This window comes from Azorhizobium sp. AG788, assembly GCF_943371865.1.
In the GTDB taxonomy this organism is placed as follows: domain Bacteria; phylum Pseudomonadota; class Alphaproteobacteria; order Rhizobiales; family Xanthobacteraceae; genus Azorhizobium.
In genome coordinates, this window is record NZ_CALRWL010000018.1 from 52066 (window position 1) to 77427 (window position 25362).

Below are 25362 nucleotides of genomic sequence, written 5' to 3' on the forward strand. Positions count from 1 at the left end.
GGGGAGAATTTCACCATTCTCGTGATGCAGCCGCCGTCCGTGAGACGGACCCTCGTCATTCAGGGGCGCGTGACCCGCGGCCCTTTTTTTGCGCCCGTCGAGCGCCAGAGATAAATGCCGAAACGCACGGACCTCGAAACCATCCTCATCATCGGCGCCGGCCCCATCGTGATTGGCCAGGCGTGCGAGTTCGATTATTCCGGCACGCAAGCGTGCAAGGCGCTGAAGGAGGAGGGATACCGGGTCGTCCTGGTGAACTCCAACCCCGCCACCATCATGACCGATCCGGACATGGCGGACGCGACCTACATCGAGCCGATCACGCCGGAGATCGTCGCCAAGATCATCGAGAAGGAGCGAGGCGATCGCTCCAAGGGCTTCGCGCTCCTGCCCACCATGGGCGGACAGACCGCGCTGAACTGCGCCCTGTCGCTCAAGAAGATGGGCACGCTCGAACAGTTCGACGTGGAGATGATCGGCGCCACCGCCGAGGCCATCGACAAGGCCGAGGATCGCGAGCTGTTCCGCGATGCCATGACCAAGATCGGCCTGGACACGCCCCGTTCGGTGCAGATCAAGACCTTGATCCAGGCGCTGGAAGCCCTCGAAGTGGTCGGCCTGCCGGCGATCATCCGGCCGTCCTTCACCATGGGCGGCACTGGCGGCGGCATCGCCTACAACAAGGCCGAGTTCATCGAGATCATCGAGCGCGGCATCGACGCCTCGCCCACCAATGAAGTGCTGGTGGAAGAGAGCGTTCTGGGCTGGAAGGAGTATGAGATGGAGGTGGTCCGCGACAAGGCGGACAACTGCATCATCATCTGCTCCATCGAGAATCTCGATCCCATGGGCGTGCACACCGGTGATTCCATCACCGTGGCCCCGGCCCTGACCCTGACGGACAAAGAATACCAGATCATGCGCGACGCCTCCCTGGCGGTGCTGCGCGAGATCGGCGTGGAGACCGGCGGTTCCAACGTCCAGTTCGCCATCGACCCGGAAACGGGCCGCATGATCGTGATCGAGATGAACCCGCGGGTGTCGCGGTCCTCGGCGCTGGCCTCCAAGGCCACCGGCTTCCCTATCGCCAAGGTCGCCGCGCGCCTAGCCATTGGCTACACGCTGGACGAAATCGCCAACGACATCACCGGCGGGGCGACCCCCGCGGCGTTCGAGCCGACCATCGACTATGTGGTCACCAAGATCCCGCGCTTTGCTTTCGAGAAATTCCCCGGCGCCGACCATACGCTGACCACCTCCATGAAGTCGGTGGGCGAGGCCATGGCCATCGGCCGCACCTTCCAGGAAAGTCTGCAGAAGGCGCTGCGCTCACTGGAGACCGGCCTGACCGGCCTCGACGAGATCGAGATCGAGGGCCTGGGCCAGGGCGATGACAAGAGCGCCATCCGCGCCGCCATCGGCGTGCCGACTCCTGATCGCCTGCTGAAAGTGGCGCAGGCCATGCGCTTCGGCCTGACCGATGCGCAGATCCACGCCGCCTGCAAGATCGATCCGTGGTTCCTGGAGCAGATCCGCGGCATCGTGGACACTGAAGCCAAGGTGCGCACGTTCGGCCTGCCGACCACGCCGGGCGCCTTGCGCAGCTTGAAGAGCCAGGGCTTTTCCGATGCCCGGCTGGGATCGCTGGCGGGCATGCCCGAGGCGGAGGTGCGCGAGCTGCGCCACGCCCTGGATGTGCGTCCGGTCTACAAGCGCATCGACACCTGCGCGGCGGAGTTCGCCTCGCCCACGGCCTATATGTACTCCACCTATGAGTCGCCCTTCGGTGGCGTCATGGCGGACGAATCCCGCCCGAGCGACCGCCAGAAGGTGGTGATCCTGGGCGGCGGTCCCAACCGGATCGGCCAGGGCATCGAGTTCGACTATTGCTGCTGCCATGCGGCCTTCGCTTTGAAAGAAGCGGGCTACGAGGCCATCATGGTCAACTGCAATCCGGAGACGGTGTCGACCGACTACGACACGTCGGATCGGCTCTATTTCGAGCCCCTGACCTCCGAGGACGTGCTGGAGCTGATTGATCGCGAGCGCACCAATGGCACCTTGAAGGGTGTGATCGTGCAGTTCGGCGGCCAGACCCCGCTCAAACTGGCGCGGGCGCTGGAAGAGGCGGACGTGCCGATTCTCGGCACCTCGCCGGACGCCATCGACCTCGCCGAGGATCGCGACCGCTTCAAGCATCTGCTGGACAAGCTCAAGCTGCGCCAGCCGGCCAACGGCATCGCCTATTCGGTGGAGCAGGGCCGCACCATTGCCAGCGAACTGGGTTACCCGCTGGTGGTTCGCCCGTCCTACGTGCTGGGCGGCCGCGCGATGCAGATCATCCGCGACGACGGCCAGTTGGGCGACTATCTGCTGGACACCCTGCCGGGCCTGGTGCCGCAGGATGTGAAAGCGCGCTATCCCAACGACAAGACCGGCCAGATCAACACCGTTCTCGGCAAGAACCCGCTGCTGTTCGACCGCTATGTGTCGGACGCCATCGAGGTGGATGTGGACGCGCTGTGCGATGGCACCGACGTGTTCATCGCCGGCATCATGGAGCACATCGAGGAAGCCGGCATCCATTCCGGCGACAGCGCCTGCTCTCTGCCGGCCCATTCGCTGGACGAAGAGACCATCGCCGCGCTGGAGAAGCAGACCGCGGCCATGGCGCTCGCCCTCGGCGTCGGCGGGCTGATGAACGTGCAATATGCCCTCAAGGACGGCAAGATCTACGTCCTGGAGGTCAATCCGCGCGCCTCACGCACGGTGCCGTTCGTGGCCAAGGTGATCGGCAAGCCGATCGCCAAGATCGCCGCGCGCATCATGGCGGGGGAGAAGCTCGCCAGCTTCGCCTTGACCAAGGAAAAGCTGAACCACATCGCTATCAAGGAGGCGGTGTTCCCCTTCGCCCGCTTCCCGGGCGTGGACACGGTGCTCGGCCCGGAGATGCGCTCCACCGGCGAAGTGATGGGCCTCGATACCGACTATGGCGTGGCCTTCGCCAAGAGCCAGCTGGGCGGCGGCACCAAGGTGCCGCAATCGGGCACGGTGTTCGTGTCGGTTAAGGAGAGCGACAAGCCGCGCATCCTGCCAACGGTGAAGATGCTGGCGGAACTGGGCTTCAAGGTCATCGCCACCTCGGGCACCCAGCGCTTCCTCGAAGAGAATGGCGTCTCGGCGGGCAAGATCAACAAGGTGCTGGAAGGCCGGCCCCATGTGGTCGACCTGATCAAGAATGGCGGCGTGCAGCTGGTGTTCAATACCACCGAGGGCGCGCAGGCGCTGTCGGACAGCCGCTCGCTGCGTCGGGCGGCCCTCTTGCACAAAGTGCCATATTACACCACGCTGTCCGGAGCCATTGCTGCGGCGCAGGGGGTCAAAGCCTATGTGGGCGGTGATCTCCAGGTGCGCCCGCTGCAGAGCTATTTCTGAGCTGGCATGCCGGCCAGGGCGGGGGAGCGATTCTCCGCCGGCTGGCCGGATCACAGCGGCGACGTTCGTGCCAACCGCATCGGCATTTGGTCGGTGCGGATATTTCTGCGTTGCCAGGAGGGCACGCCGGGATCCGCATGGGGTCGTCCGCGTTTGACATTGACGTCATGAGCGCCGGGGACATGCGGCCCACCGGCGGTTTCCTGCGCATCGCGGCATTTAGGAGGTTCTAAGAAGAACCCATGGAGAAGATCCCCATGACGGGGCCGGGTTTCACGGCCCTCGAATCTGAGTTGCGTTTCCGCCAGCAGGTGGAGCGCCCTCGGATCATCATCGCTATTTCCGAAGCGCGCGCCCATGGCGACCTCTCCGAGAATGCCGAATACCATGCGGCCAAGGAGTTGCAGTCGCTCAACGAAGGGCGGATTGCCGACCTGGAGGACAAGATTTCCCGTGCGGAGATCATCGATGTCTCCAAGCTTTCGGGCGACACGGTGAAATTCGGCGCCACGGTCACCTTGGTGGACGAGGATACGGAAGAAGAGAAGATCTGGCAGATCGTCGGCGAGAGCGAAGCCGATGCGAAGGCCGGACGGATCTCGATCACCTCGCCTGTGGCGCGGGCGCTGATCGGCAAGAAGCAGGGAGCCACGGTGGAAGTGGTCACACCCAAGGGCGCTCGTTCGTTCGAGATCGTCGCGGTCCGCTGGGCCTGAGGGAGAGGGAGGGCGCGGGTCGCCCTCCATCCGCCCGCGGTGAGACGCCGTGGGGCGCGCGAAAAGACTCTGGCCGGCAAGATGCGGTGCGTGTGCCGGGCCACGCGCGGGCCTGCGTTCAGGGCCGCCAAACTGGCAGGCGCGATGCCCGAGCTCTGAGACAGATCAAATCAGTGAGGACGATGGCGTGGCCTCGGCGCTTGAGCGCGGTGGCATGATCCGCCCGTGCATCACTCCGGCGCCGGGGAGCCTTCTTCCAGCGGCACGATCGGGGCGTTCTTGGCCTGCTTCAGGGTCAGCGCGGTCTTCACGTTGCGCACGTTGGGCGCGGACGTGATCTCCAGCACGAACTTCTGGAACGTGGGCAGGTCCGGCGCCACGCAGAGCATCAGGAAATCCACTTCTCCCGACAGCATCCAGGCGCTGCGCACCAAGGGCCAATGGTCGATTCGCGCTTCGAACGCCGCCAGATCGGTGCCGGCCTGGCTGATGAGATGCACCATGGCGAAGGCCATGAGATCGTAGCCCAGCTGCTTTTCGTCCAGCAACGCCCGATAGCCCAGGATGATGCCGTCTTCTTCCAGCCCGCGCACCCGGCGCAGGCAGGGCGGCGCCGAGATGCCGACGCGGCGTGACAGCTCCACATTGGTCATGCGGCCGTCCCGTTGCAGCTCGGCCAGGATCTTCCAGTCCACGGCGTCGAGTCGAACGGTCAAGGGGGAATCCTCCAGGCGATTTCGATGGCACCTTAGTGAAGCCGCTTCGCAGTGCAACGAAATAATATTGCGCAAATGTCGCTGTGGCATCCATTTGTGATCAACGCCCGAGCGGCGCGGGATCATGGGGACATCGCGCCGCCAATGTCGGCAAGCCGTTGTTCAGCCTTGTGGCAAACGCAACCCATCCCTACATTCGCGCATAGCTCCGTCAGCATCGCGCGCATGACGCCGCAGCGGCCCCATGTGCCGCTGTCTTATGCGTGCCCGGACCGAGAGGGTCCGGAAATGGGTTCGAGGACATCCATGGCTTCCCACAGCAAGGTCATCATCATCGGGTCGGGTCCGGCTGGCTATACCGCCGCCATCTATGCGGCGCGCGCCATGTTGGAGCCGGTGCTGTTCGAGGGCATCCAGCCGGGCGGACAACTGACCATCACCACCGATGTGGAGAATTATCCCGGCTTCGCCGACGTCATCCAAGGCCCCTGGCTGATGGAGCAGATGCGGGCGCAGGCGGCCCATGTGGGCACCCGCATCATCTCCGACCATGTGGCCAGCCTGGATCTCTCGCGGCGACCGTTCGCGCTCACCAGCGAAGGCGGCGAGGAGTATACCGCTGACAGCATCATCCTCGCCACCGGCGCGCAGGCGCGCTGGCTGGGGCTGACTTCCGAAGAGGATTACCGCGGCTTCGGCGTCTCCGCTTGCGCCACTTGCGACGGCTTCTTCTATCGCGGCAAGGATGTGGTGGTGGTGGGCGGTGGCAACACCGCCGTTGAAGAGGCGCTGTTCCTCACCAATTTCGCCGCCAAGGTGACTTTGGTGCACCGCCGCGACCGGCTGCGGGCGGAGCGTATCCTCCAGGACCGCCTGTTTGCCCATCCCAAGGTGTCCATCGTCTGGAATGCCGCCATTGACGAGATCCTCGGCCAGACCGAGCCGGTCTCCAAGGTCACCGGCGTGCGGCTGCAGGATACGGTCACCGGTGTCCACGCCGAACTGGCCACCGACGGCGTGTTCGTCGCCATCGGGCATGCGCCGGCCACGGCGCTGGTGGATGGTCAGCTTCGGCTCAAGCAAGGCGGTTATGTTTGGACGGCGCCGGATTCCACAGCCACCTCCATTCCGGGGGTGTTTGCGGCCGGTGACGTCGCGGATGACGTGTTTCGGCAAGCGGTCACCGCCGCAGGCCGGGGCTGCATGGCGGCGCTGGAGGCGGAACGCTTCCTGGCGCTGCACGAGCTTGCGGAAGCGGCTGAGTGACGGCCTCCAACGGGCGTGGTGTGATGGACTGGGATAAGCTTAAGGTTTTCCACGTGGCCGCCGAGGCCGGATCCTTCACCCATGCGGGGGAGACGCTCGGCCTGTCACAGTCCGCCGTCAGCCGGCAGGTGTCGGCGCTGGAACAGGAACTGAAGGTTCCGCTGTTTCACCGCCATGCCCGCGGGCTGATCCTCACCGAGCAGGGCGAACTGCTGTATCGCACCGCCCATGAGGTGTTCCTGAAGCTGGAATCGGCCCGGGCCCAGCTCACCGACAGCCGCGAAAAGCCCAATGGCGAATTGCGCGTCACCACCACGGTGGGCCTCGGCACCCACTGGCTCACCGCACGGGTGGGCGAATTCGTGGAGCTCTATCCGGACATTCGCATCCAGCTCATCCTCACCGACGAGGAACTGGATCTGGCCATGCGCGAGGCGGACGTGGCCATTCGCATGCGCCAACCGGTGCAGCCGGACCTGGTGCAGCGCAAGCTGTTCACCGTGCATTTCCATGCCTATGCCTCGGCGGACTATCTCAAGCGCCACGGTCATCCGCGCACGCTGGAAGAGCTGGACAAGCACCGCATCCTGCTGCTGGGCGGGCCGATCCCGAGCTATTTCCAGGGCCTGAACTGGCTGGAGCATGCGGGGCGCGACGGGTCGACCCCACGGGTGCCGGCGTTCGAGGTCAATAGCGTCCTGGGGCTCAAGCGGGCGGTGGAGCGCGGCGTCGGCATCGGCACATTGCCGGACTATCTCTCGGACGATTCCACCTCGCTGGTGCAATTGTTCACCGATCGCGAGACGCCGCAACTGGAGGCCTATTTCACCTATGCGCAGGAAATGCGCTCGGTGGCGCGCATCCAGGTGTTCCGCGACTTCCTGATTTCCAAGGCCCAGCGCTGGAATTATTGAGCCGTGACGTTGGCATGACGGTGGGTGGAAAGAGCCAAGCGTTAGGCACATGCCTGACATGCGGTCATTCCAGATTGCTTTCTGCCTAAGCGAAGTGCACTTTGAAGTCGCACTGAACGCACTGCGTTCAGTTGTTCCCCTCTGGAAGGTTCGCCGCTCTGCGGCGATACTTGCCGGGCCTCTCACGAGGTCCGGCACTTTTCTTTTGGGCCCCCCTTTCTCTCCGATGGCTTCCCAGCTCCCTCCGGCGTCAGGCTCGACGGGGAACCGTCGGCGCGCACGCAGCGTTCCTGGCGCTCCACCACCAGGAGATGCCCATGCCCGCGATGCACACCGAAGCTGCCCTGGACCGGGCGTTCGGGCTCGGACCATTTCCCAACCAGCCTGATCCAAGCCGTCAGCCGGACCCTGCGGTGCCGCCGCCCAACCCGGTACAGGATCCCGTGGACGTGCCCGTTCCCGGACCCGATTTGCCGCCGCTGCCGGAGGGCGACCCGTCGCGCGAGCCGCGCCGCGAGCCCTATCCCGAACCGGCGCCCGTGGATGACCCCGACGGTCCTCGGGACGTGCCGCTCAATTGAGCGGCATCGGGGCGGGGTGATGCCGGGCGCGGTGGCTTGGAGGGGCGGACCGGCGCGGCGGATCGGCGCGGCGTGGGGGCAGGGTGTCTTCTTGTTCTGTCCTGTTCTAGCCTGCGGCCGAATCCGGGGCTCTCTCCATGTCACTCGCCGTTCCGTCCACGCCTTCCTCTGACGTGCTTCCCGATGTGTTCGTTGATGTCACCACCGTCGTGCCCGCGGTGCTGGTGGATCTGCGCTATGCGGGGGCGAACAATTTCGTCGGCGCGCCGATCGATGGCTATGGGACCGCGCGGGCCTTGCTCACGCGGCCGGCGGCACAGGCGCTCGCCCGCGTCGCCGCCGATGTCGCCGCCGATGGCTTGGTGCTGAAACTGTTCGATTGCTACCGCCCGGCGCGCGCGGTGGCGCATTTTGCGCGATGGGCGCAAGACACAGCGGATCAGCGAACCAAGTCCGATTATTATCCTGAGCACCGGAAGGATGAGTTGTTCGACCTGGGTTATCTGGCCGCCCGGTCCAGCCACTCCCGCGGCTCGACGACCGACCTCACTCTGGCCTATGCCGACAGCGGCGCGGATCTGGACATGGGGACGCCATTCGATCTGTTCAGCGCGCGCTCATGGTTGTCGTCGGACGCGGTGACGCCGCACCAGCAGGCCAACCGGCACCGGCTGACAACGGCGATGGAGCGCGCCGGGTTCGCGCCCTTTTTCATGGAATGGTGGCACTTCACGTTGCGTGATGAGCCCTTTCCCGACACGTATTTCGACGTGCCCATCACCTGATCGGGACGCCGTTCACTGAAAGCCGTGCCGCGGCATAGGCCCTCAGGGTCAGGACAGACTGATCTCCTCGACCTTGAGGCGCCGGCCCCAGGCGTCGAAGAACTCGCCCTCATTGAGCACCAGCCGGTCCTCGCGGACCCGCGCCTCCACGGCTCGCAGCCGGGCTCGGGCCTCGTCGTTTTCCAGCAAGCCATCCGCATCCAGGATGGGGAAAAACGCGGCTCCGTCCCACTTGAGGCCCGAGCCGGCGAACAGTGTGACCACCTGGGGCCAGCCGATGTCATCGCCGATCACGTTCAAGAACGTGGACGCGAGCAGCGAGACCTGGGTTTCGCTGATCTCCACAAGGATGACCAACGCGGTGAAAGAGCCTTCCGTCGCATAAGTCTCGCGCAGCCACGTCTCGAATTCGGGCGTGGCGCTGGACCTCGAACCGGCGCTAGTAATCGACACGGGGAGTCTCCGGCATGTAGTGCTCAAAGAGAAACCAGAAGGAGCTTGCCCGAGTCTGTTCATACCAATTTTCGAAATCCGCCAGAGCCGCCAGGGCGGTAGCCTGCGGTTCCGGCCCGCCGAGGTCCGCTGCGGCCACGGTGTCGGACGGCGGCGCGTCGGCAGTTTCCGCAACGGACGGAGACGGCGCGGCCCGCGCACAGGCGAACAGCGCGACGGCTACCGGGGCAATGCGCTCCAGAACGCCGGTGCGGGCGTCACTCTCGCTATCCCAGCCGAAGCGCGCGCGAATGTGGGCCTGCGCTGCCATGGCCGCGGCCTCGCCGGACTCGGCGGATGCCGCCAGATCGGTGAGCGTGCGCATGAAGTTCAGGCGGCGGAAGGCGGTGGAGCGTTCGATCTCCAGGCGCTTGGCGGTGATGGCGGTTTCGGTCCGAAAGGCCTGCTCGCGGCGCTCCACCTCGGCGGCGGCTTCGGTGAGCGAAAGGATGACGTCGTCGGCGGAAGTCATGGCCGCGTGTCCTATCGCCTGGGAGGGAAGGGTGGTGGAAGAGAGTGGGAGTCGAACCCACCAAGGACCGGCTCGCGGCCCCTCCCGGATTTGAAGTCCGGACGCCCCACCAGGGACGCTTCTCCTCCATCCGCTGCCGGCGCCGCCGGCAGATGAGCCGGCGCATCATCGCCGGTTGTGCGGAACAGGTCCAGCCGGTGCGGATTGATCCGGCGCAGATCGCCGCGGCGCAAGGTCACGCCATGGCGGTCCAGGAACTCCAGGATCTGGATGGCCACCTTGCGGCCATTCTCCACCTCGTCGCGGAACTGCGCCGCGGTGAACAGGCCATGGGCCGTGGACAGACGATGGACGATTTCCACCATCTCCGCCACCGTCGGGCGCAGGAAGAAATGATCGTGCGCCACCTCGTCCACCCGCGCCAGACGGCTGAGCAGCTTGAGCAGGCGCCGGACATCCGCTTCCGCGACCTCAAGGCCCTTGGCAATGTCCCGCACCCGCGGCGGGCGGAAGCGCTCGTCGCCGGAGAGCAGGGGGAGCACCTGAGCCCATTGGATTTCATCAGTCGGCGTCAGCCGCACCGTAAATCCGGCCCGGCGCACCCAGGCCCCATCCAGAGCGATCTCCCGCCCCTGGGCCAGCACCTGGAGCGCGGCGCGGAAGATGGGCGCGGGCAACCGCGGCTCGCTCTGCATCCGCAGCCGCTCGATCCCCAGGCCCGGCAGATCGGGATTGTCCGCATGAAACTGGTCGAGGGTGGCCAGGAGCGTGTGGGCGAACCCCTCCCATCGCTCTGCGGCCAACGCCACGACGGTCTCGCCCACAGCCAGGGTCCGCAGCCCCAGTCGGGCGGAGAGCGCGGCGATGGCATCGACCGCCAGGGCGCGGTCGCGGGCAAACGCCGTGAGGTCCAGATGATAGGGGACGGTGTCCAGCAAGGCCGCTACCGCCGCATCGGGGGGCGCGAGGGCATGGGCTGCCAGTTGCGCCAGCCGCTCGGGGCTGCGCCGCTTGCGGGCCGGGCCGCGCAGATCGAGGAAGGTGCCGCCACCGATGGTGCGCTGGGCGGAGGTGTCGCGAATGACGAACCGGTCTCCGGCCGCAGCCGCGATGGGCACATCCAGCACCAGTTGTACCAATCCGGCGCTGCCGGGCGTGACCGGATCGCCGAGCAGCACGATGCGGGCTCCCACCTCGCGGGAGGCGTGGTGCAGGCGCACGGGGAACCATTGGCCGATGGGTTTGGGCTCGCCCCGCAGAACCCGCAGGCGGGCGTCGATATGGTCGGCGGGCGCATGGAGGGTCTCGTCCAGCACCACGTCGCCGCGGGAGATGTCGTCCTTGCCGATGCCCTCGCCGGCCAGATTGAGCCCGCACCGATCTCCGGCCCGCCCGATGGCGGCGGGGGTATCCTGGGCGCGGATGGAGCGGATGCGGGCAGCGCGCCCGGAGGGGCTCAGCATCACCCGGTCACCCACCGCCACCTGGCCGGACAGGACCGTGCCTGTGACCACGGTGCCGGTGCCGGACAGGCTGAAGGAGCGATCCACTGCCAGGCGGAACCGGCCCGTATCGGCCCGATGCCCCATCTGGGAGGCCGCGATCTGAAGGGCATCCCGGATCTGCGGCACGCCGGCTCCGGTGGTGGTGGAGACGGGGAAGACCGGCGCGCCGTGCAGGACGGTGCCGTTCAGGGCCGTCGCGATCTCTGTGGTCACGGCCTCAAGACGGGCCGCATCCACGAGATCGGTCTTGGTCAGCGCCACCAGCCCATGGCTGACGCCCAACAGGTCGATGATGGCCAGATGCTCGCGGGTCTGGGGCATGAGGCCGTCGTCGGCTGCCACCACCAGGAGCACGAAGTCGATGCCGCTGGCACCTGCCAGCATGGTGTGCACGAACTTCTCATGGCCGGGCACGTCGATGAAGCCCAGCACCTGATCCTCGCCCACGGGCAGATAGGCAAACCCCAGGTCGATGGAGATGCCGCGGGCCTTTTCTTCCTTCAGCCGGTCGGTATCGACGCCGGTCAGTGCCCGCACCAGCGAGGTCTTGCCGTGGTCGATATGGCCGGCGGTTCCAATGATCATTGCGGGTGGCCGGGCTCCGGGTCGGGCAGGGGAGCCGTTGCGGCGCGCCGAGCTTCGGCGGCGGCCTCCGGGCTCAGTGCCAGGCGCGCGGCTTCCAGGAAGGGGGCGGCGAGGGCGCTGCCGCCCGCTTCGGCGCGCAGCAGCCATTCATAGGCCCGGACCGCATCGCGGGGCACGCCGGACCCCAGATGATGGGCGGCGCCGAGCATCGCCTGTCCGTCCGCATCGCCGCCCAACGCGCCGCGCCGCCACCACTGCGCCGCCTGGCCCGCGTCGCGCTCCACCCCCAAGGCATTGTGATAGAGCATCCCCATGCGGGTCATGGAGGCAGCGATACCTTGCGTCGCCGCGCGTTCGGCCCAGCGCCGCGCCTCGGCGGGGTCGGAGGGAATCACTTCGCCTTCCAGCAGCATCCAGCTCAGCATGTCCTGCGCCGGCGCATCGTCCTGCGCCGCAGCGGCGCCATACAACTCAGCGGCGTGGACATAGTCCTGCGGCACGCCCTCGCCCTTGAAATAGAGCGCCGCGAGGTTCCGCTGGGCCACCGGGTCGCCCGATTGCGCCGCCGTGCTCAGCCAGCGTTGGGCCAGCGCCGGATCGCGGGCGACGCCCAGACCTTCGGCGAAGCAGGCGCCGATATTGTTCTGGGCCCGCGCCACGCCCTCCCGCGCCAGCGGCTCCCACAGGGCGAGTGCTTCCTCATAGTCCCCGGCCTGTGCCGCCTCCAGCGCGCGGCTCATCCGTGTGTCGGTTGTCTCTACCGGAGCCGCGGAAGGGACCGGCGCCCGGCGGAAGAGATCAAACAGGCCCATCATTGACCTCAAGGTGCTCCAGCGTGGCCCGGAAGCCGGCTTCATCTTCCAGGCAGCGCAGGTCCAGCATCAGGGCATCATTCTCGATGCGGCCGATCACCGGGCGGGGCAGGCGGCGCAGGGCATCGGCGAGAGCGGTGAGGTGACGGCCACCGCCCGCCACGGGACGCACCGCTAGGGCGGTGCTCGGCAGGGTTTCCAGGGGCAGCGCCCCGGAACCGATCTGGCTTTTGCACAGGCAGGGCGTCACCGAGAACCGTGGCCCCAGGCGGGCTTGCAACGCGGGGGCGACCCGGTCGGCGAGCGCCGCCAGATCGGCCAGCGGGCGGGTGAGCAGGCGCAAGGTGGGCAGCCGCGCCGCCAGCCGGTCCGGGTCGGCATAGAGCTTCAGCGTCGCCTCCAGGGCGGCGAGGCGGATCTTGTCCACCCGCAGCGCGCGCTTCATGGGGTTCTTGTTGATGGCCGCGATCAGGTCGCGGCGGCCGACGATGAAGCCGGTCTGCGGTCCACCCAGCAATTTGTCGCCGGAAAAGGTGACCACATGCGCCCCGTCCGCCACGCTCTCGCGCACGGTGGGCTCGTGGACCAAGCCATAGCGCGCGAGGTCCGCCAAGGTGCCCGAGCCCAGATCGTGGAACAGTGGCACGCCGGCCTCCTGCGCCAAAGCGGCCAGGTCGGCCGGCGCGACCTCCGAAGTGAAGCCCTCGATGCGATAGTTGGAGGTGTGGACCTTCACGATCAGGCCGGTCTGCGGGCCGATGGCGGCGAGATAATCCTTGGGGTGGGTGCGGTTGGTGGTGCCCACCTCCACGAGATGCGTACCCGCGCGGGCCATGATGTCCGGCATGCGGAAGGCGCCGCCGATCTCGATCAGTTCGCCGCGGGAGACGATGCTGTCGCGCCCCGCCGCCAAGGTGTTCAGCACCAGCAGCACGGCGGCGGCATTGTTGTTGACCACGGTGGCGTCCTCGGCGCCGGTGAGGCGGCAGAGCAGGTCACGCACATGGTCGTCGCGCTCGCCGCGCTTTCCGGTGTCCAGGTCATATTCCAGCGCCACGGCGCAGCGCATGGCCTCGGTGGCGGCGGCGATGGCTTCTTCCGCCAGAACCGCGCGGCCGAGATTGGTGTGCAGCACGGTGCCGGTGAGGTTGAACACCGGGCGCAGCGAGGGCTGGGCCGCTGCATCCAGCGCGGCCAGGGCGTGGGCGGCGATATCTCGCGCCTCCACCGATACGCCATGGCCGGAGCGCAGGGCGGCGCGGGCCTGGTCGAGCGCGGCACGCACCGCCTCGGTGGTGGCCGTGCGCCCGTGGTGCTCCGCTGCCAGCAGGGCGGGGGCAGCCTTGAGCACCTGATCCACGGCGGGGAGATGGCGCAAGGCCGCGGAGGCCGGAACCGGGCCGCCCATGGTCGCCTCAATAGCCCAGAAGGAAGGGATTGAAGGCGGCGCGGCGATAGGGCCGCCCGCGCATCAGCATGTCCAGCGCCAGCGAGGCCACATCGTCCGCCACCACTTCGGCGGCGGGATCCTTGCTCTGGTAGAGCACCTTCACATAGCTGTGGCATTCCTCGCAGGTTTCGGCCTTCACCGCGCCGGTGCCGCCCTCCACCTCCTCCAGGCCGATACCCTTGGACGAGCCGCAGGAGACGCAGCGAACCCGCACGTAATTCCACAAGGTGCCGCACAAGGCACAGCCGCAATAGCGGGCGCCGGGGGCATGGGGCCACTCCACCACCAGGCTGGCCACCGGCGGCCCGCCGCAGCAGGGACAGGCACCATCCGCCACGGGAACGAGCGCCTTGGGGTCCAACAGCGCCGCCCGCCGGGCGAAATGAACCTGGAGCGCCGCCGTCACGAAAATATGCTCGGCCAGTGTCTCCATGGGCAGCGAATCCGCCAGCACGTTGCGCACCATCTCGCCACGGGCGGCGATGTCGGCTTGCATGACCCGGTCCAAAGCCGCAGCGGCGGCGTCGGGCATGGCGATGACCTTGGCCGCGGCCAGGAGGCGATCGAACGTGGTCTCAAAGGCGGGATCGGAGGTGAAGTGGCTGCGATCCAGCGGCGGCATGGCAAATTCCCGCGCCCGCGCCAGGGCTTCGGGCTCCACTGGATCGACGGGGGGAAGGCCCGCCTGGATCTCCCGCTGGATGCCGCAGAGTTCCGAGAGGAAGGTCAGATAGGGCCCCAACTGGCTGTCCTGCGCCAGGGTTGCGAAGCGCTGGGACCGCCTGTCGAACAGGGCCATCGGGTCTGGCAGCTGGACGAGGGGCGGCTGGGCGATCCCGCCGATAACGCTGGGATCGGGCAGAATGGCGCCGGGAAGATTGGACATGTCACCTCACGAACCCCACGGGTCACGTGGAACTTCAGGATTTGTGCAGCGGGGCATTATAGGCGCTCTACGCCACCATGCGACCACTGTGCGAAACAGTGTGCGAAACCGGTCGGCAGTCCCGACCGTCGGCCGCCTCCACCGATGCACGCCTCCCGGCACGGGACTGGGGCCGTGCCGGGAGGCGATGTCGGTGAGAGGCTATTCGGCCGGCGTCCGCGGCGTGCCCGCGGTGTCGCGCTTGCCGGCGACCAGTTCCCGCAACCACTTGCGGTGATGCCGCCAAGCCCAGCCGCCGGTCACTTGGCCGCGGGTCATGGCATTCATGGTGCCCTTCACCCAGATGGCCGCATAGACGTGGATGATCCAGACGCAGATGATCGCCACCGCCGCCAGCGAATGCACCAGAACCGCGATGCGCTTCTGCTCAATGCTGGTGAAGGCGTAGAAATACTGGTCCCACACCACGATGCCGCTGGCGATCAACACCAGGATCAGGAAGGACATGCCCCAGAACACGAATTTCTGACCGGCATTGTACTTGCCCAGTTCCGGAAGCCGCTCCTCATGGCCCAGCAGCACATCGCGGATGCGCGTGAGCCAGGTGTTGTCCTCGCTGCGCCACAGGTTCGCCCGCCAGAAGCGGATGAACAGGATGCCGAAGGAGAAGAAGAGCACCACGCCGAGCCAGGGATGGATCGCCCGGGTCCATTGCCCGCCGCCGAACAAAGCGGTGAGGAAGAACAGGCTCGGGGTGAACAGCGACAGCCCGGACAGCGCCAGCAGCACGAGGCTGATGGCGGTGATCCAGTGGTTGATGCGCGCCGCCAAGGTGTAGCGATCTACGGTCACCGGTTTGCCCGGATGCACGCCATCGCCCGGCTCGACGTCATAGGCCGTCATGACCGGTCTCCCTTGGTCAGTTTCTCCGCATTGGCCTCGTCTTCCGGGCTGACCTTGTTGGCGCCGGCCACGAGATAATGGAAGACGCCCGCCACGGCGGCGAAGCCCATGACGCCCATGCCCACATATTTGGTGACGCCCTTCCAGGCTTCCACGATCGGGCTGATGCGCGGATTGTCCGGAAGGCCGGCGTAGATGCTGGGCTTGTCGGCATGCTGCAGCACATACATGACGTGGGTGCCGCCCACGCCCGGCGGATCATAGAGGCCGGCGGTTTTGTAGCCGCGCGACTTCAGATCGACGATGCGCTCGGCGGCATGGGCCTTCATGTCGGCCTTGGAGCCGAACGAGATGGCCTGGGTCGGGCACGCCTTGGCGCAGGCGGGCCACTGTCCCACGGCCACCCGGTCCGAGCACAAGGTGCATTTGTAGGCCTTGTTATCGACCTTCGAGATGCGGGGAATGTTGAAGGGACAGCCCTTCACGCAATAGCCGCAGCCAATGCACTTGTCGTGATCGAAATCCACGATGCCGTTGGAATATTGCACGATGGCGCCGGGCGCCGGGCAGGCCTTCAGGCAGCCCGGATCCTCGCAATGCATGCAGCCGTCCTTGCGGATCAGCCATTCCAGATTGTCGGTCTCGGGATTCACCCATTCGGTGAACCGCATGAGCGTGAACGACGCCGGGGTGAGGTCCGGCGGGTTGGTGTAGCTGCCGTTGAAGGTGCCAACCTCCTCGTGGAGGTTGTTCCATTCCAGGCAGGCGGCTTGGCAGGCCTTGCAGCCGATGCACTTGGAGACATCGATCAGCTTGGCGACTTCCGTCTGCCGCTCGGCGGGCGGCGTCACCGAGGACGCCGACCGCCGGATGAGGTCTTGCTGGCCGAACTTCGCCGGAACCGGCGCGATCGGGGGATTTGGGCCTGGATTCAACATCTATCGACCCTCCCTCACGCCACCGGCCCGGTGGTGGGCTCTATGTTGACAAGGAACGCCTTGAACTCCGGCGTCTCGATGTTCGCGTCGCCCACGAACGGGGTGAGCACATTGGCGCCGAAGCCCTTCTTGGCCGCGCCGACAAAGCCCCAATGGATGGGGATGCCCACCACATGCACGGTCTTGCCGTCGCAGATCAGCGGACGGATGCGCTTGGTGACATAGGCCTTGGCGAAGATGGAGCCCCGCTTCGACCACACCCGCACCCAGCTGGCATTGGCGATGGACTTCTCCTTCGCCAATTCTTCCGAGATCTCCACGAAGAGCTCCGGCTGCAGCACCGCGTTCACATGGTTGTTCTTGGTCCAGTAATGGAAATGCTCCGTGAGACGATAGGAGGTCGCCGCATAGGGGAACTCCTTCGAGGCCGGTTCCGCGAACTGGGCGAAGTCATCCTTGAACACGCGGGCCACCGGATTGCCCCGGATCTTGGGGGCAATCACATTGACCACCGGGCTTTCGAACGGCTCGTAATGCACCGGGAACGGACCCTCGCGCATCATGCCCCGGGCGAACAGGCGCGAGACGCCTTCCGGATTCATGATGAAGGGGCCCACGTCCTGCGGCTTCGCCGTGGGGGCGATGTCGGGGACGTCGTAGCCGGTCCATTTCGCCCCATCCCACCACAGCAGCTTGCGGGTCTCGTCCCACGGCTTGCCGTTGATGTCGGCGGAGGCGCGATTGTAGATGATGCGGCGGTTCGCCGGCCAGGCAAACGCCCACTTCAGATAGGCGCCGGTATTGTCGGGATCGGAATTATCCCGGCGCGCCATCAGGTTGCCCGCCTCCGTATAGGAGCCGGAATAGATCCAGCACCCGCAGGCCGTGGTTCCGTCGTCCCGCAGCACGCCGAAGGTGGCCAATTGCTTGCCGGCTTCCAGCACCTTCTTGGTCGGATCGTTCGGATCCAGCACGTCCGCCACCACGGACCCGTTCATCTCCCTGGCGAGCTCGTCGGGCGTCGGCTCGTGCGGGTCCTTGTAAGGCCAGTGCAGGTTGACGATCGGGTCGGGGACCGTTCCGCCTTCCTTCTTGTAGAGCTCTTTCACCCGCAGATGGATCTGCGCCATGATCCAGGCATCGGTCTGGGACTCGCCCGGAGGGGTGCCCGCGGCCCAGTGCCACTGGATCCACCGGCCGGAATTCACCAGCGAGCCGGTATCCTCCGCGAAGCAGGTGGTGGGCAGCTGGATGACTTCGGTCTGGATCTTGGCCGGGTCCGCGGGATTGTAGATGCCATGGTTCTCCCAGAACCGCGCGGTTTCCGTCTGCAGCGGATCCATGATGACCAGGAGCTTGAGCTTGCCCAGCGCTTCGGCCAACTTGGCCTTGTTGGGGAACGCCTGCAGGGGATTGAAGCCCTGGCAGAAATAGACGTTCATCTTGCCCTGCTTCATCAGCTCGAAGGCCCGCAGCACGTCATAGGACGGGACGTCGAGCTTCGGCAGCCAGTCGAAGGCGAAGTTGTTTTCCGCCGTCGCCGCAGGTCCCCACATGGTCTTGAGGAAGCTGACCAGGAACTTCTTATAGTTCTGCCAGTAGCTCATCTGGTTCGGCCGCAGCGGCTTGAAGCCACGGCTGGACATATAGGTGGCGAAGTCCGGCTCCTTGTCGGTGGCCAGCGTCAGGTATCCGGGGATGAGGTTCGACATCAGGCCGATGTCGGTCAGGCCCTGGATGTTGGAGTGGCCGCGCAGCGCGTTCATGCCGCCGCCCCGCACGCCGATGTTGCCCAGGATGAGCTGGAGCATCGCCATGGTGCGGATGTTCTGCGACCCCTTGGAATGCTGGGTCCAGCCGAGCGCATACATCGACGTCATGGTCTTGGTGGGCGACGACGTCTCGCCGATCATCGCCGCCACCTTCAGGAACTTGTCCTTGGGCGTGCCGGTAATGCGCTCGACCATCTCGGGCGTATAAAGAGCGACGTGCTCCTTCAGCAGGTTCCACACGCACCGCGGATCCTGGAGCGTCTCGTCCACCATGGCATAGCCGTCGGGGCCGATCTGATAATCCCAGGTGGAGCGGTTGTAGTCGCGCTTTTCCTCATCATAGCCGGTGAACAGGCCGTCCTTGTAGGCGAAGCCCTCCTTCACGAGGTAAGACGCGTTGGTGAAGGCCTTCACATAGTCCCACTGAACCTTGTTGTTCTGGATGCAGTAGTTGATGACGCCATTGAGGAAGGCGATGTCCGACCCCTGCCGGATCGGCGCGTAATAGTCCGCCACCGCCGCCGAGCGTGTGAAGCGCGGATCGACCACGACAAGCTTCGCACCGCGGGTGGCTTTCGCCTCCACGACCCATTTAAATCCACAAGGATGCGCTTCAGCGGCATTGCCGCCCATAATCACGACGAGGTCCGTGTTCCGGATATCGGTCCACGAATTGGTCATCGCGCCACGGCCAAAAGTTGGGCCCAAACTGGACACCGTGGGGCCGTGTCAAACCCGCGCTTGGTTGTCGAATGCCACCATGCCGAGGCTGCGCACCACCTTGTAGGTGGCGAACGCGGTCTCGTTGGTTGTGGCGGATGCCGCCAGGAAACCCGTCGTGGTCCACCGGTTCACGGTGACGCCGTCGGCATTCTTGGCGATGAAATTCTTGTCGCGGTCGTCCTTGAGGACGCGGGCGATCTTGTTCAGCGCCTCGTCCCAGGACACGCGCTCGAACTTGTCCGAGCCGGCCCGGCGGATCATCGGATATTGCAGCCGGGTCTCCGACTTCACGATGTCCAGCAGGGCGGCTCCCTTGGGGCAAAGGGTGCCGCGGTTGGTCGGATGGTCGACGTCACCCTCGATATGGGTGATGTCCGCCTTCTCGCCCTTCTTCAGGTCACCCTTGGAGTAGATGATGATACCGCAAGCGACAGAACAATAGGTGCAGGTGTTGCGCGTCTCGGTGGTATTGAACAGCCTGAAGGGCCGGATCGAGTCCGCATATGCCTCTTCAATGCCCCCGAAGCCCAAGGCTCCGAGCGTCGTACCCGCGAGACCCGCACCCGCCGTTCCTAGGAACTGGCGCCGCGAGAGCTCCATATTCATGGAAGTTTCCCTCCGACCATTTGCCCCCTACGGGGGACCTGGAACGGGTCGCGACCATCCGCCTCGACCTGCATTCCGGCTCAGTGGGAAAGCTATTTTGTAACTGGAAGCATGTCAAACTGAAGAGAAGCCAAGGAGCGCAGCTTGTTTACCATCAGGTTCTTGCCGTTCTAGGTAAGTCAATATCCGATCCTTCCGTATTGGAAGCAAAGAATAAGAAGGTCATCTACCGCGACTGCGAAGTGATGTGCTGCACTGCGGTAGCGGTTCACGGTCTCGTGTGGTTGACGCTGCCCAAGCGCGAAGGGTACTTTAATCGCGTGATCTTTATAACGGCTCCCGGGTACCGGGGCTCCCACACACGCTACGTTTCGGCCCGGCTTTGCCAGAAGCGCAGGTGTGCCCGCTTGAGCCTGCGCAGGTACAGTCCGTGGTGGGAAATTGGGCCTTCGCGGGACGTCGCGCGATGGTCGCGCAGACGGCAGATGCCCATCGCTCATGTACGCCCCCGTCCGGACGAGGCTTGCCCGCATCCGGGTGATGTCGGCCCCTGGGCGCGCCGGGCATGGCGGATCGCAGCGGTGATTTGTTCGGCGATGGCGCTCCTGTCAGGGGCAGGGGGGGCCAAGGCGGTCGCCGCCCAGAATGAGTCGCGGATACCCCTCTCCCAGTCTGCCACGGTGGTTTCCGATCCGGCGGCGTCTCCCGGCGCTGCCTCCGGGACGGGCGCGGCATTGCTGTCTTTTTCCGGCCCCGCGGCGCCGAGCTTCGTCTTGCCGGCGTTGGATGGGGCCACCGTCGCGCTGGACGCTGCGCGGGGCAGGGTCGTGCTGGTGCATGTGTTTGCCACCTGGTGCGAGCCGTGCCGCGAGGAGCTGCCCGCCCTGTCACGTTTCGCGCTGCGCCATGCGGATACGGTGACCATCTTCGCCATTGATGTGGGCGAGGTGGATGCGCGAGTGCGGCGGTTCTTCGAGACCCTGCCGGTCAGCTTTCCGGTGCTGTTGGACCGTGATCGGTCCATGATGCGGTCCTGGGGCGTTTCAGCCTTGCCGACCACCTTCGTGCTGGATGCCGCGCTGCGGCCGCGGTACCGCGCCGTGGGCGATGTGGCGTGGGACGAGCCCGCTGCGGATCGCGTAATTGCCGGCCTCGCGGCGTCCCCCGTCGCTGTCTCCCCCGAAATTCCTGCGGCCTTGCGCGAACCCGCGCCCGCCGTCCGCCCCGCCGCCAATGCTGTGACTGGAGAACCGCCCCGATGATGAACCGTCGCCATCTCTTGTATGCCGGAGCCGCTGCCGCCATGCTTCCGGGCAGCCTGCTTGCGGGACGCGCCAGCGCGCAGGGCGCTGCGTCTGAGCCGGCCTTCGCGCCGACGCCGGGCGCGTGGCGCAATTTCCAGGTGGTGACCCGGCTTGAAATCCTGGAGAACCCTGGTGCCACCCAGGCGTGGGTTCCTCTGCCGGCATTTACCGCACAGGATTGGTTCAAGCCGTTGGGCAACACCTGGACCAGCAATGCGGCATTGGTGGAGAGCGTCACCGATGCCCAGGGCGCGCAGATGCTGCACGTCCGCTGGAGCGCCGGCGAGACGCCGCCGGTGGTGGAGGTGACCAGCCGGGTGTCGACCCGCGACCGATCTGTGGATCTCAGCAAGCCGGGTACGGCCGCGCCTTTGTCCGCGGAGGAGCGGGCCAAATATCTCGCCGCCGCCGATCTCATTCCCGTGGATGGCATCGTCAAGACCACGTCGGACAAGATCACCGCCGGCAAGGAGGGGGATCTGGCCAAGACCCGCGCGATCTACGAATGGGTGGTGGAAAACACGTTCCGCAACGCCGCGACGCGAGGCTGCGGCACCGGCGATGTGGCCTCCATGCTGGAAAGCGGCACCCTGGGCGGCAAGTGCGCCGACCTCAACGCTTTGTTCGTCGGTCTGGTCCGGGCGGCGGGGATTCCGGCGCGGGACATCTATGGGGTACGGGTGGCGCCGTCCAAGTTCGGCTACAAGAGCCTCGGGGCCAATTCCGATGTGATCACCAAGGCCCAGCATTGCCGCGCCGAGGTATATCTCTCCGGCTTCGGCTGGGTGCCCACGGACCCTGCGGACGTGCGCAAAGTGGTCCTGGAGGAGCCCCCGGGCAAGCTTGCCATCGACGACGGCAAGGTGAAGGCGGCGCGGGCTGCGCTGTTCGGCTCCTGGGAGGGCAATTGGCTGGCCTACAATACCGCCCACGATGTGAGCCTGCCCGGCTCCAGCGGTCCCAAGCTCGCCTTCCTCATGTATCCGCAGGCGGAAACCGCATCTGGCCGGCTGGATTGCCTGGATCCGGACACCTTCAAATACACTTTGCGCTCCGCGGAACTCGCGGCCTGATCTTAAGGCGCGGACCCGTGTTGGTCCGCGCCGTCACCCGTCATCCCCCTTCCGAGTAACTCCATGACAGATCAGCCTTTTCGCTTGACCAGCCTTGCCCATGGCGGCGGCTGCGGCTGCAAGTTGGCACCCGCCGTTCTCCAGGAACTGCTTGCCGGTTCGCCTGCGGCGCAACCTTATGCCCAGCTTCTGGTGGGGACCGAGACCGGCGATGACGCGGCGGTCTGGGATCTGGATGGCGAGACCTGCATCGTCGCCACCACCGACTTCTTCATGCCGGTGGTGGATGACCCCGATCATTTCGGCCGCATCGCAGCCACCAACGCCATTTCCGACGTCTATGCCATGGGCGGCACCCCCATCTTCGCCCTGGCCATCCTGGGCATGCCCCTCGGCAAGGTGGAGACCTCTTTGGTGCGGGCGATCCTCCAGGGCGGCAGCGCGGTCTGCGCCCAGGCGGGTATCCCGGTGGCCGGCGGCCATTCCATCGACAGCGGCGAGCCCATCTATGGCCTTGCGGTGATCGGCACCGTGCCCAAGCGTAATGTTCGCCGCAACAGCGACGCCAAGGCCGGCGATGCTTTGATCCTCACCAAGGGGGTGGGGGTCGGGGTCTATTCCGCCGCCTTCAAGAAGGAGGCGCTGTCGCCGGATGCCTATGATGAGATGATCGCCACCACCACTTTGCTCAATCGCGTGGGGAGCACGCTGGCCAAGGATCCGGCGGTGCATGCCATGACCGATGTCACGGGCTTTGGCGTCCTCGGGCATGCGCTGGAGGTGGCGCGGGGATCGGGCGTGGGCATCCAGATCGAGATGGCCCGCCTGCCGCTCCTGGCCCATGCGGAGGCACTGGTGCGCCAGGGGTTCGTCACCGGCGCCTCCGGGCGGAACTGGGCCAGCTATGGCGACGGCGTCACCTTGGGGGCTGGCCTGGCCGACTGGCAGCGCCATCTGCTGACCGACCCGCAGACCTCCGGTGGGCTGCTGGTGTCCTGCGAGGCCGAGGCGGCAGATCGGCTCGTCTCGGAGATCGTCGCTGCCGGATATCCCGCCGCCCGGCGCATTGGCGATGTGGTGGCCGGGGCACCGCGGGTGAGCATCACATAGAGCGCACCGGAACGGAACTCTTCCCGGCGGCGTTCCCTTGCCAAACGGAGGAATTTCCCATGCGGCCATCGCTTCCAGCACGGGTTCGTGTTGCTCGTAGTGCCGACGCCAAATCTGAGCGTCGGCAAGCCATGGTGTGGGTGGTGGGCGCTTGGCTGATGGCGGGGGCAGTACCCGTCCTTGGTCTCGGCGTCCCCGCCGCTCACGCGCAACAGAGCGTACCATCGGAGCAGGAGTGTCCCGCCACCGCGTCGGGCGGTGCCCACGCCGCGACGCCGCCGGTGGCCGGGCCCTCATCGGGCACCGCACCGGGCGGGCAGGGGTCTACCGGCTGGAGCGGCGGCACCGGAGGATCCTATATCGGCACCTCGAACCACGCATCGACCCCAGGTTCGGGAGCGAGCCAGCCGGAGACGGTCACCGGCGCCAATCCCGGTAAGGCGGAGACGCCGCGCAAGCCCTGTTGAGGTGCGGCTTGGAGGCTGCGGACGGGCGCTAAAGCGTCGGCCCGTTCGCCACAGCCAAGCGGGCATCACGCAGTCCTGCGGTCGCGCCACCGGATACATCGATCGTTCGCCATGTGATCGGACCCAGATCGTACCGGGCCTGCTGTGCGACGACCGCTGCGTCCGCGTCCGAGGCGTCCCCGTGTCGGCGCGAGACGCGATCGCGCAACGTGTCCACCGGTGCCTCCAGCCATAAGCCCGTGAAGGAAATGCCCGCGCGCTTTGCCACATCGGCAATGGCGATGCGTTCGTCGGCGCGGGCATGCACGGCATCGACGATCACGCTGCGACCCGCCGCGAGGGCGAGGGACGCCCTGTGGCGCAGACGGTCATAGACGGCCTGCGTTGCCGCGGCGGTGTAGGCGCTTGGCGGCAGGCGCTCGGTCTCCGCCACGCCGGCCAGGGCCTTGCGCTCGATGTCGCTGCGCAGAACCACCGCACCGGGCTGCGGTCCGAGCTCCGGCGCCAAGCCAAAGGCCAGCGTGGTCTTGCCGGTCCCCGAGAGCCCGCCCACGGCCACCAGGTGCGGCGGGCCGTCGTGCAGGAAGCTGGACGCCGCGCGGAAATAGGCGCGGGCGTCATCAATCGCTGACGCCTTTGCGGCGCCGCTCAGGCCGGCGGCTGCCGGCGCGCCGACCTTGGCTCGGATGGCCGCCCGGGTTGAGAGAAACAGCGGCAATGCAGCCAGGCCGGAATAATGGGTATCCAGATCCGCCGCCCATAAATACCGATTGAGCACGATATTGGCTTGCGCGCGAAAGTCCCGCTCGCACAGATCCATGAGCAGGAAGGCGAGGTCATACAGCACGTCGCAGGTGGCCAGCGCCGGATTGAATTCGATGGCGTCGAAGAGTACCGGATGGCCGCCGATGCGCGCGATGTTGCGCAGATGCAGATCGCCATGACAGCGCCGCACATATCCTGCCGCGGCGCGCTCTTGCAGCACGGGCGTGCAGCGCACCAGTGCCGCGCGTGCCGCCTCTGCCAGGGCAGAGGCCTCGCTGGCGGGAAATATCTCGGGGGCGGCGGCGAAGGCATCGGCATTGTCGGCGAGCACATCGGCCAGTTCCGCCACCGGATCGAAATCCGGCGCGCATCGGGGCGCGCGGGCATGGGCCGTGGCGATGACGCACGCGAGGTCCGCCAGCAGGGCAGGGGACAGGCCCTCGGTCATGGCGACGCGGTCCAGGGTCTGGGTTTCGTCAAAGCGGCGCATGTGCACCACCCAGTCCAGGACCTCCCCCGTGCCGCCCAAATGCAGGCCGCCGTCCCCGCGCACGACGGGCAGGGCTTCCAAATACAGGTCCGGCGCGTTGGGGCGGTTGACGGCGATCTCCTCCTGGCAGGCGATCCGACGTTTCTCCAATGTGGAGAAGTCCATGAACGGAAAGGCCACCGCCCGCTTCACCTTGTAGGCGTCCTGTCCCACCAGGAACACGGCGGCGCCATGGGTATCGATCCGGGTCACCGGGGCGCCGCCCTTATGGCTCGCGGGGTTGGCCAAGAAGGCGAAGACGGCCGATTGGTCCGCCACCACATGGTCCGCTCTGGGGAGGGCGGGCTGTTCAGCGGCGAGGATTGGCTGGGTCATGGTCAGTGCTCGCTGATGGCGCCCACTGCGTTCCGGACGCCGGACCGATCCAGCGCCCGTTGCGCGGCAGTGCCTTTGACCTGGGTCAATCGGTTCGATGTCGCGTAGGTCTGGCGCGGCCGGTCGCAGACGAAGGAAGGCCGCCGGTAGTCACGTCGCAGCAGACACCACTGGCCATCTGTCACCGGCCCTGTCGCCCGACGGGGGCATCATGCGCCATC

General features: G+C 66.3%; 20 protein-coding genes, 1 tRNA gene and 1 pseudogene. 10 read left to right on the forward strand and 12 right to left on the reverse strand.

The window, feature by feature from the left end; translation table 11 throughout:
- Positions 1-114: 114 nt before the first annotated feature.
- Positions 115-3435, forward strand: coding sequence for a carbamoyl-phosphate synthase large subunit (carB, locus tag AAG816_RS12680; protein WP_341989999.1), 3321 nt, complete (start codon positions 115-117; stop codon positions 3433-3435).
- Positions 3436-3677: 242 nt separating this feature from the next.
- Complete coding sequence (greA, locus tag AAG816_RS12685; RefSeq protein ID WP_341990001.1) at positions 3678-4151, forward strand: transcription elongation factor GreA; 474 nt, start codon at positions 3678-3680, stop codon at positions 4149-4151.
- Between the two features lie 230 nt (positions 4152-4381).
- Here the strand turns inward: greA and AAG816_RS12690 are convergent, their stop codons facing one another.
- Positions 4382-4867, reverse strand: a complete 486-nt coding sequence (locus AAG816_RS12690) for an Lrp/AsnC family transcriptional regulator (RefSeq protein WP_341990003.1) — start codon at positions 4865-4867, stop codon at positions 4382-4384.
- A gap of 306 nt (positions 4868-5173) precedes the next feature.
- Here AAG816_RS12690 and trxB point away from each other — a divergent pair, with 306 nt between their 5' ends.
- The 4 genes from trxB (at position 5174) to AAG816_RS12710 (ending at position 8413) form a co-directional block, all read left to right on the forward strand.
- Positions 5174-6133, forward strand: a complete 960-nt coding sequence (trxB, locus tag AAG816_RS12695; RefSeq protein ID WP_341990004.1) for a thioredoxin-disulfide reductase — start codon at positions 5174-5176, stop codon at positions 6131-6133.
- Positions 6134-6156: 23 nt separating this feature from the next.
- Positions 6157-7047 carry a LysR family transcriptional regulator gene (locus AAG816_RS12700; RefSeq protein WP_341990042.1) on the forward strand — a complete coding sequence of 297 codons (891 nt, stop codon included), beginning with the start codon at positions 6157-6159 and terminating at the stop codon, positions 7045-7047.
- Positions 7048-7364: 317 nt separating this feature from the next.
- On the forward strand, positions 7365-7628 hold the full coding sequence (locus AAG816_RS12705) for a hypothetical protein (protein WP_341990005.1): 264 nt from the start codon (positions 7365-7367) through the stop codon (positions 7626-7628).
- 137 nt (positions 7629-7765) lie between these two features.
- Complete coding sequence (locus AAG816_RS12710; protein ID WP_341990006.1) at positions 7766-8413, forward strand: M15 family metallopeptidase; 648 nt, start codon at positions 7766-7768, stop codon at positions 8411-8413.
- A 48-nt stretch (positions 8414-8461) separates the two neighbouring features.
- On the opposite strand, the gene AAG816_RS12715 is transcribed toward AAG816_RS12710, so the two are convergent.
- From AAG816_RS12715 to fdnG, 10 genes and pseudogenes are all read right to left on the reverse strand, one after another.
- Entirely contained in the window at positions 8462-8866 is a 405-nt protein-coding gene (locus tag AAG816_RS12715; RefSeq protein ID WP_341990008.1) for a hypothetical protein, read from the reverse strand.
- Positions 8853-9377: a hypothetical protein gene (locus AAG816_RS12720; protein ID WP_341990010.1), complete on the reverse strand. Its 525-nt coding sequence runs from the start codon at positions 9375-9377 to the stop codon at positions 8853-8855. Before AAG816_RS12720 ends, AAG816_RS12715 begins: the two co-directional genes overlap by 14 nt.
- A gap of 32 nt (positions 9378-9409) precedes the next feature.
- Positions 9410-9505: transfer RNA gene (locus tag AAG816_RS12725), tRNA-Sec, on the reverse strand.
- Between the two features lie 141 nt (positions 9506-9646).
- A pseudogene (gene selB, locus AAG816_RS12730) lies at positions 9647-11467 on the reverse strand (selenocysteine-specific translation elongation factor); the annotation flags it as partial.
- Positions 11464-12207, reverse strand: coding sequence for a tetratricopeptide repeat protein (locus tag AAG816_RS12735; protein ID WP_341990011.1), 744 nt, complete (start codon positions 12205-12207; stop codon positions 11464-11466). The pseudogene selB and the gene AAG816_RS12735, both read right to left, overlap by 4 nt.
- A 58-nt stretch (positions 12208-12265) precedes the next feature.
- A complete protein-coding gene (gene selA / locus AAG816_RS12740) occupies positions 12266-13687 on the reverse strand; it encodes an L-seryl-tRNA(Sec) selenium transferase (RefSeq protein WP_341990012.1) in 1422 nt (473 codons plus the stop codon).
- 7 nt (positions 13688-13694) lie between these two features.
- Positions 13695-14615: a formate dehydrogenase accessory protein FdhE gene (fdhE, locus tag AAG816_RS12745; protein ID WP_341990014.1), complete on the reverse strand. Its 921-nt coding sequence runs from the start codon at positions 14613-14615 to the stop codon at positions 13695-13697.
- Between the two features lie 201 nt (positions 14616-14816).
- On the reverse strand, positions 14817-15518 hold the full coding sequence (locus AAG816_RS12750) for a formate dehydrogenase subunit gamma (RefSeq protein ID WP_341990015.1): 702 nt from the start codon (positions 15516-15518) through the stop codon (positions 14817-14819).
- The gene (gene fdxH, locus AAG816_RS12755) at positions 15515-16456 is read right to left on the reverse strand and encodes a formate dehydrogenase subunit beta (protein ID WP_341990016.1); all 942 of its coding nucleotides are present in this window, start codon (positions 16454-16456) and stop codon (positions 15515-15517) included. Before fdxH ends, AAG816_RS12750 begins: the two co-directional genes overlap by 4 nt.
- A 14-nt stretch (positions 16457-16470) precedes the next feature.
- Positions 16471-19557 carry a formate dehydrogenase-N subunit alpha gene (fdnG, locus tag AAG816_RS12760; protein ID WP_341990017.1) on the reverse strand — a complete coding sequence of 1029 codons (3087 nt, stop codon included), beginning with the start codon at positions 19555-19557 and terminating at the stop codon, positions 16471-16473.
- A 596-nt stretch (positions 19558-20153) separates the two neighbouring features.
- Here fdnG and AAG816_RS12765 point away from each other — a divergent pair.
- The 4 genes from AAG816_RS12765 to AAG816_RS12780 all read left to right on the forward strand — a co-directional run bounded on the left by AAG816_RS12765 (position 20154) and on the right by AAG816_RS12780 (position 23511).
- The gene (locus AAG816_RS12765; protein ID WP_341990018.1) at positions 20154-20819 is read left to right on the forward strand and encodes a TlpA disulfide reductase family protein; all 666 of its coding nucleotides are present in this window, start codon (positions 20154-20156) and stop codon (positions 20817-20819) included.
- Positions 20816-21934 carry a transglutaminase domain-containing protein gene (locus AAG816_RS12770; RefSeq protein WP_341990019.1) on the forward strand — a complete coding sequence of 373 codons (1119 nt, stop codon included), beginning with the start codon at positions 20816-20818 and terminating at the stop codon, positions 21932-21934. Before AAG816_RS12765 ends, AAG816_RS12770 begins: the two co-directional genes overlap by 4 nt.
- Before the next feature lie 63 nt (positions 21935-21997).
- Positions 21998-23044 (forward strand): selenide, water dikinase SelD, encoded by a 1047-nt coding sequence (selD, locus tag AAG816_RS12775; protein WP_341990020.1) that lies wholly within the window; start codon positions 21998-22000, stop codon positions 23042-23044.
- Positions 23045-23175: 131 nt separating this feature from the next.
- Positions 23176-23511: a hypothetical protein gene (locus AAG816_RS12780; RefSeq protein WP_341990021.1), complete on the forward strand. Its 336-nt coding sequence runs from the start codon at positions 23176-23178 to the stop codon at positions 23509-23511.
- Between the two features lie 28 nt (positions 23512-23539).
- Here the strand turns inward: AAG816_RS12780 and AAG816_RS12785 are convergent, their stop codons facing one another.
- Complete coding sequence (locus tag AAG816_RS12785; protein ID WP_341990022.1) at positions 23540-25141, reverse strand: AAA family ATPase; 1602 nt, start codon at positions 25139-25141, stop codon at positions 23540-23542.
- Between the last annotated feature and the right edge of the window lie 221 nt (positions 25142-25362).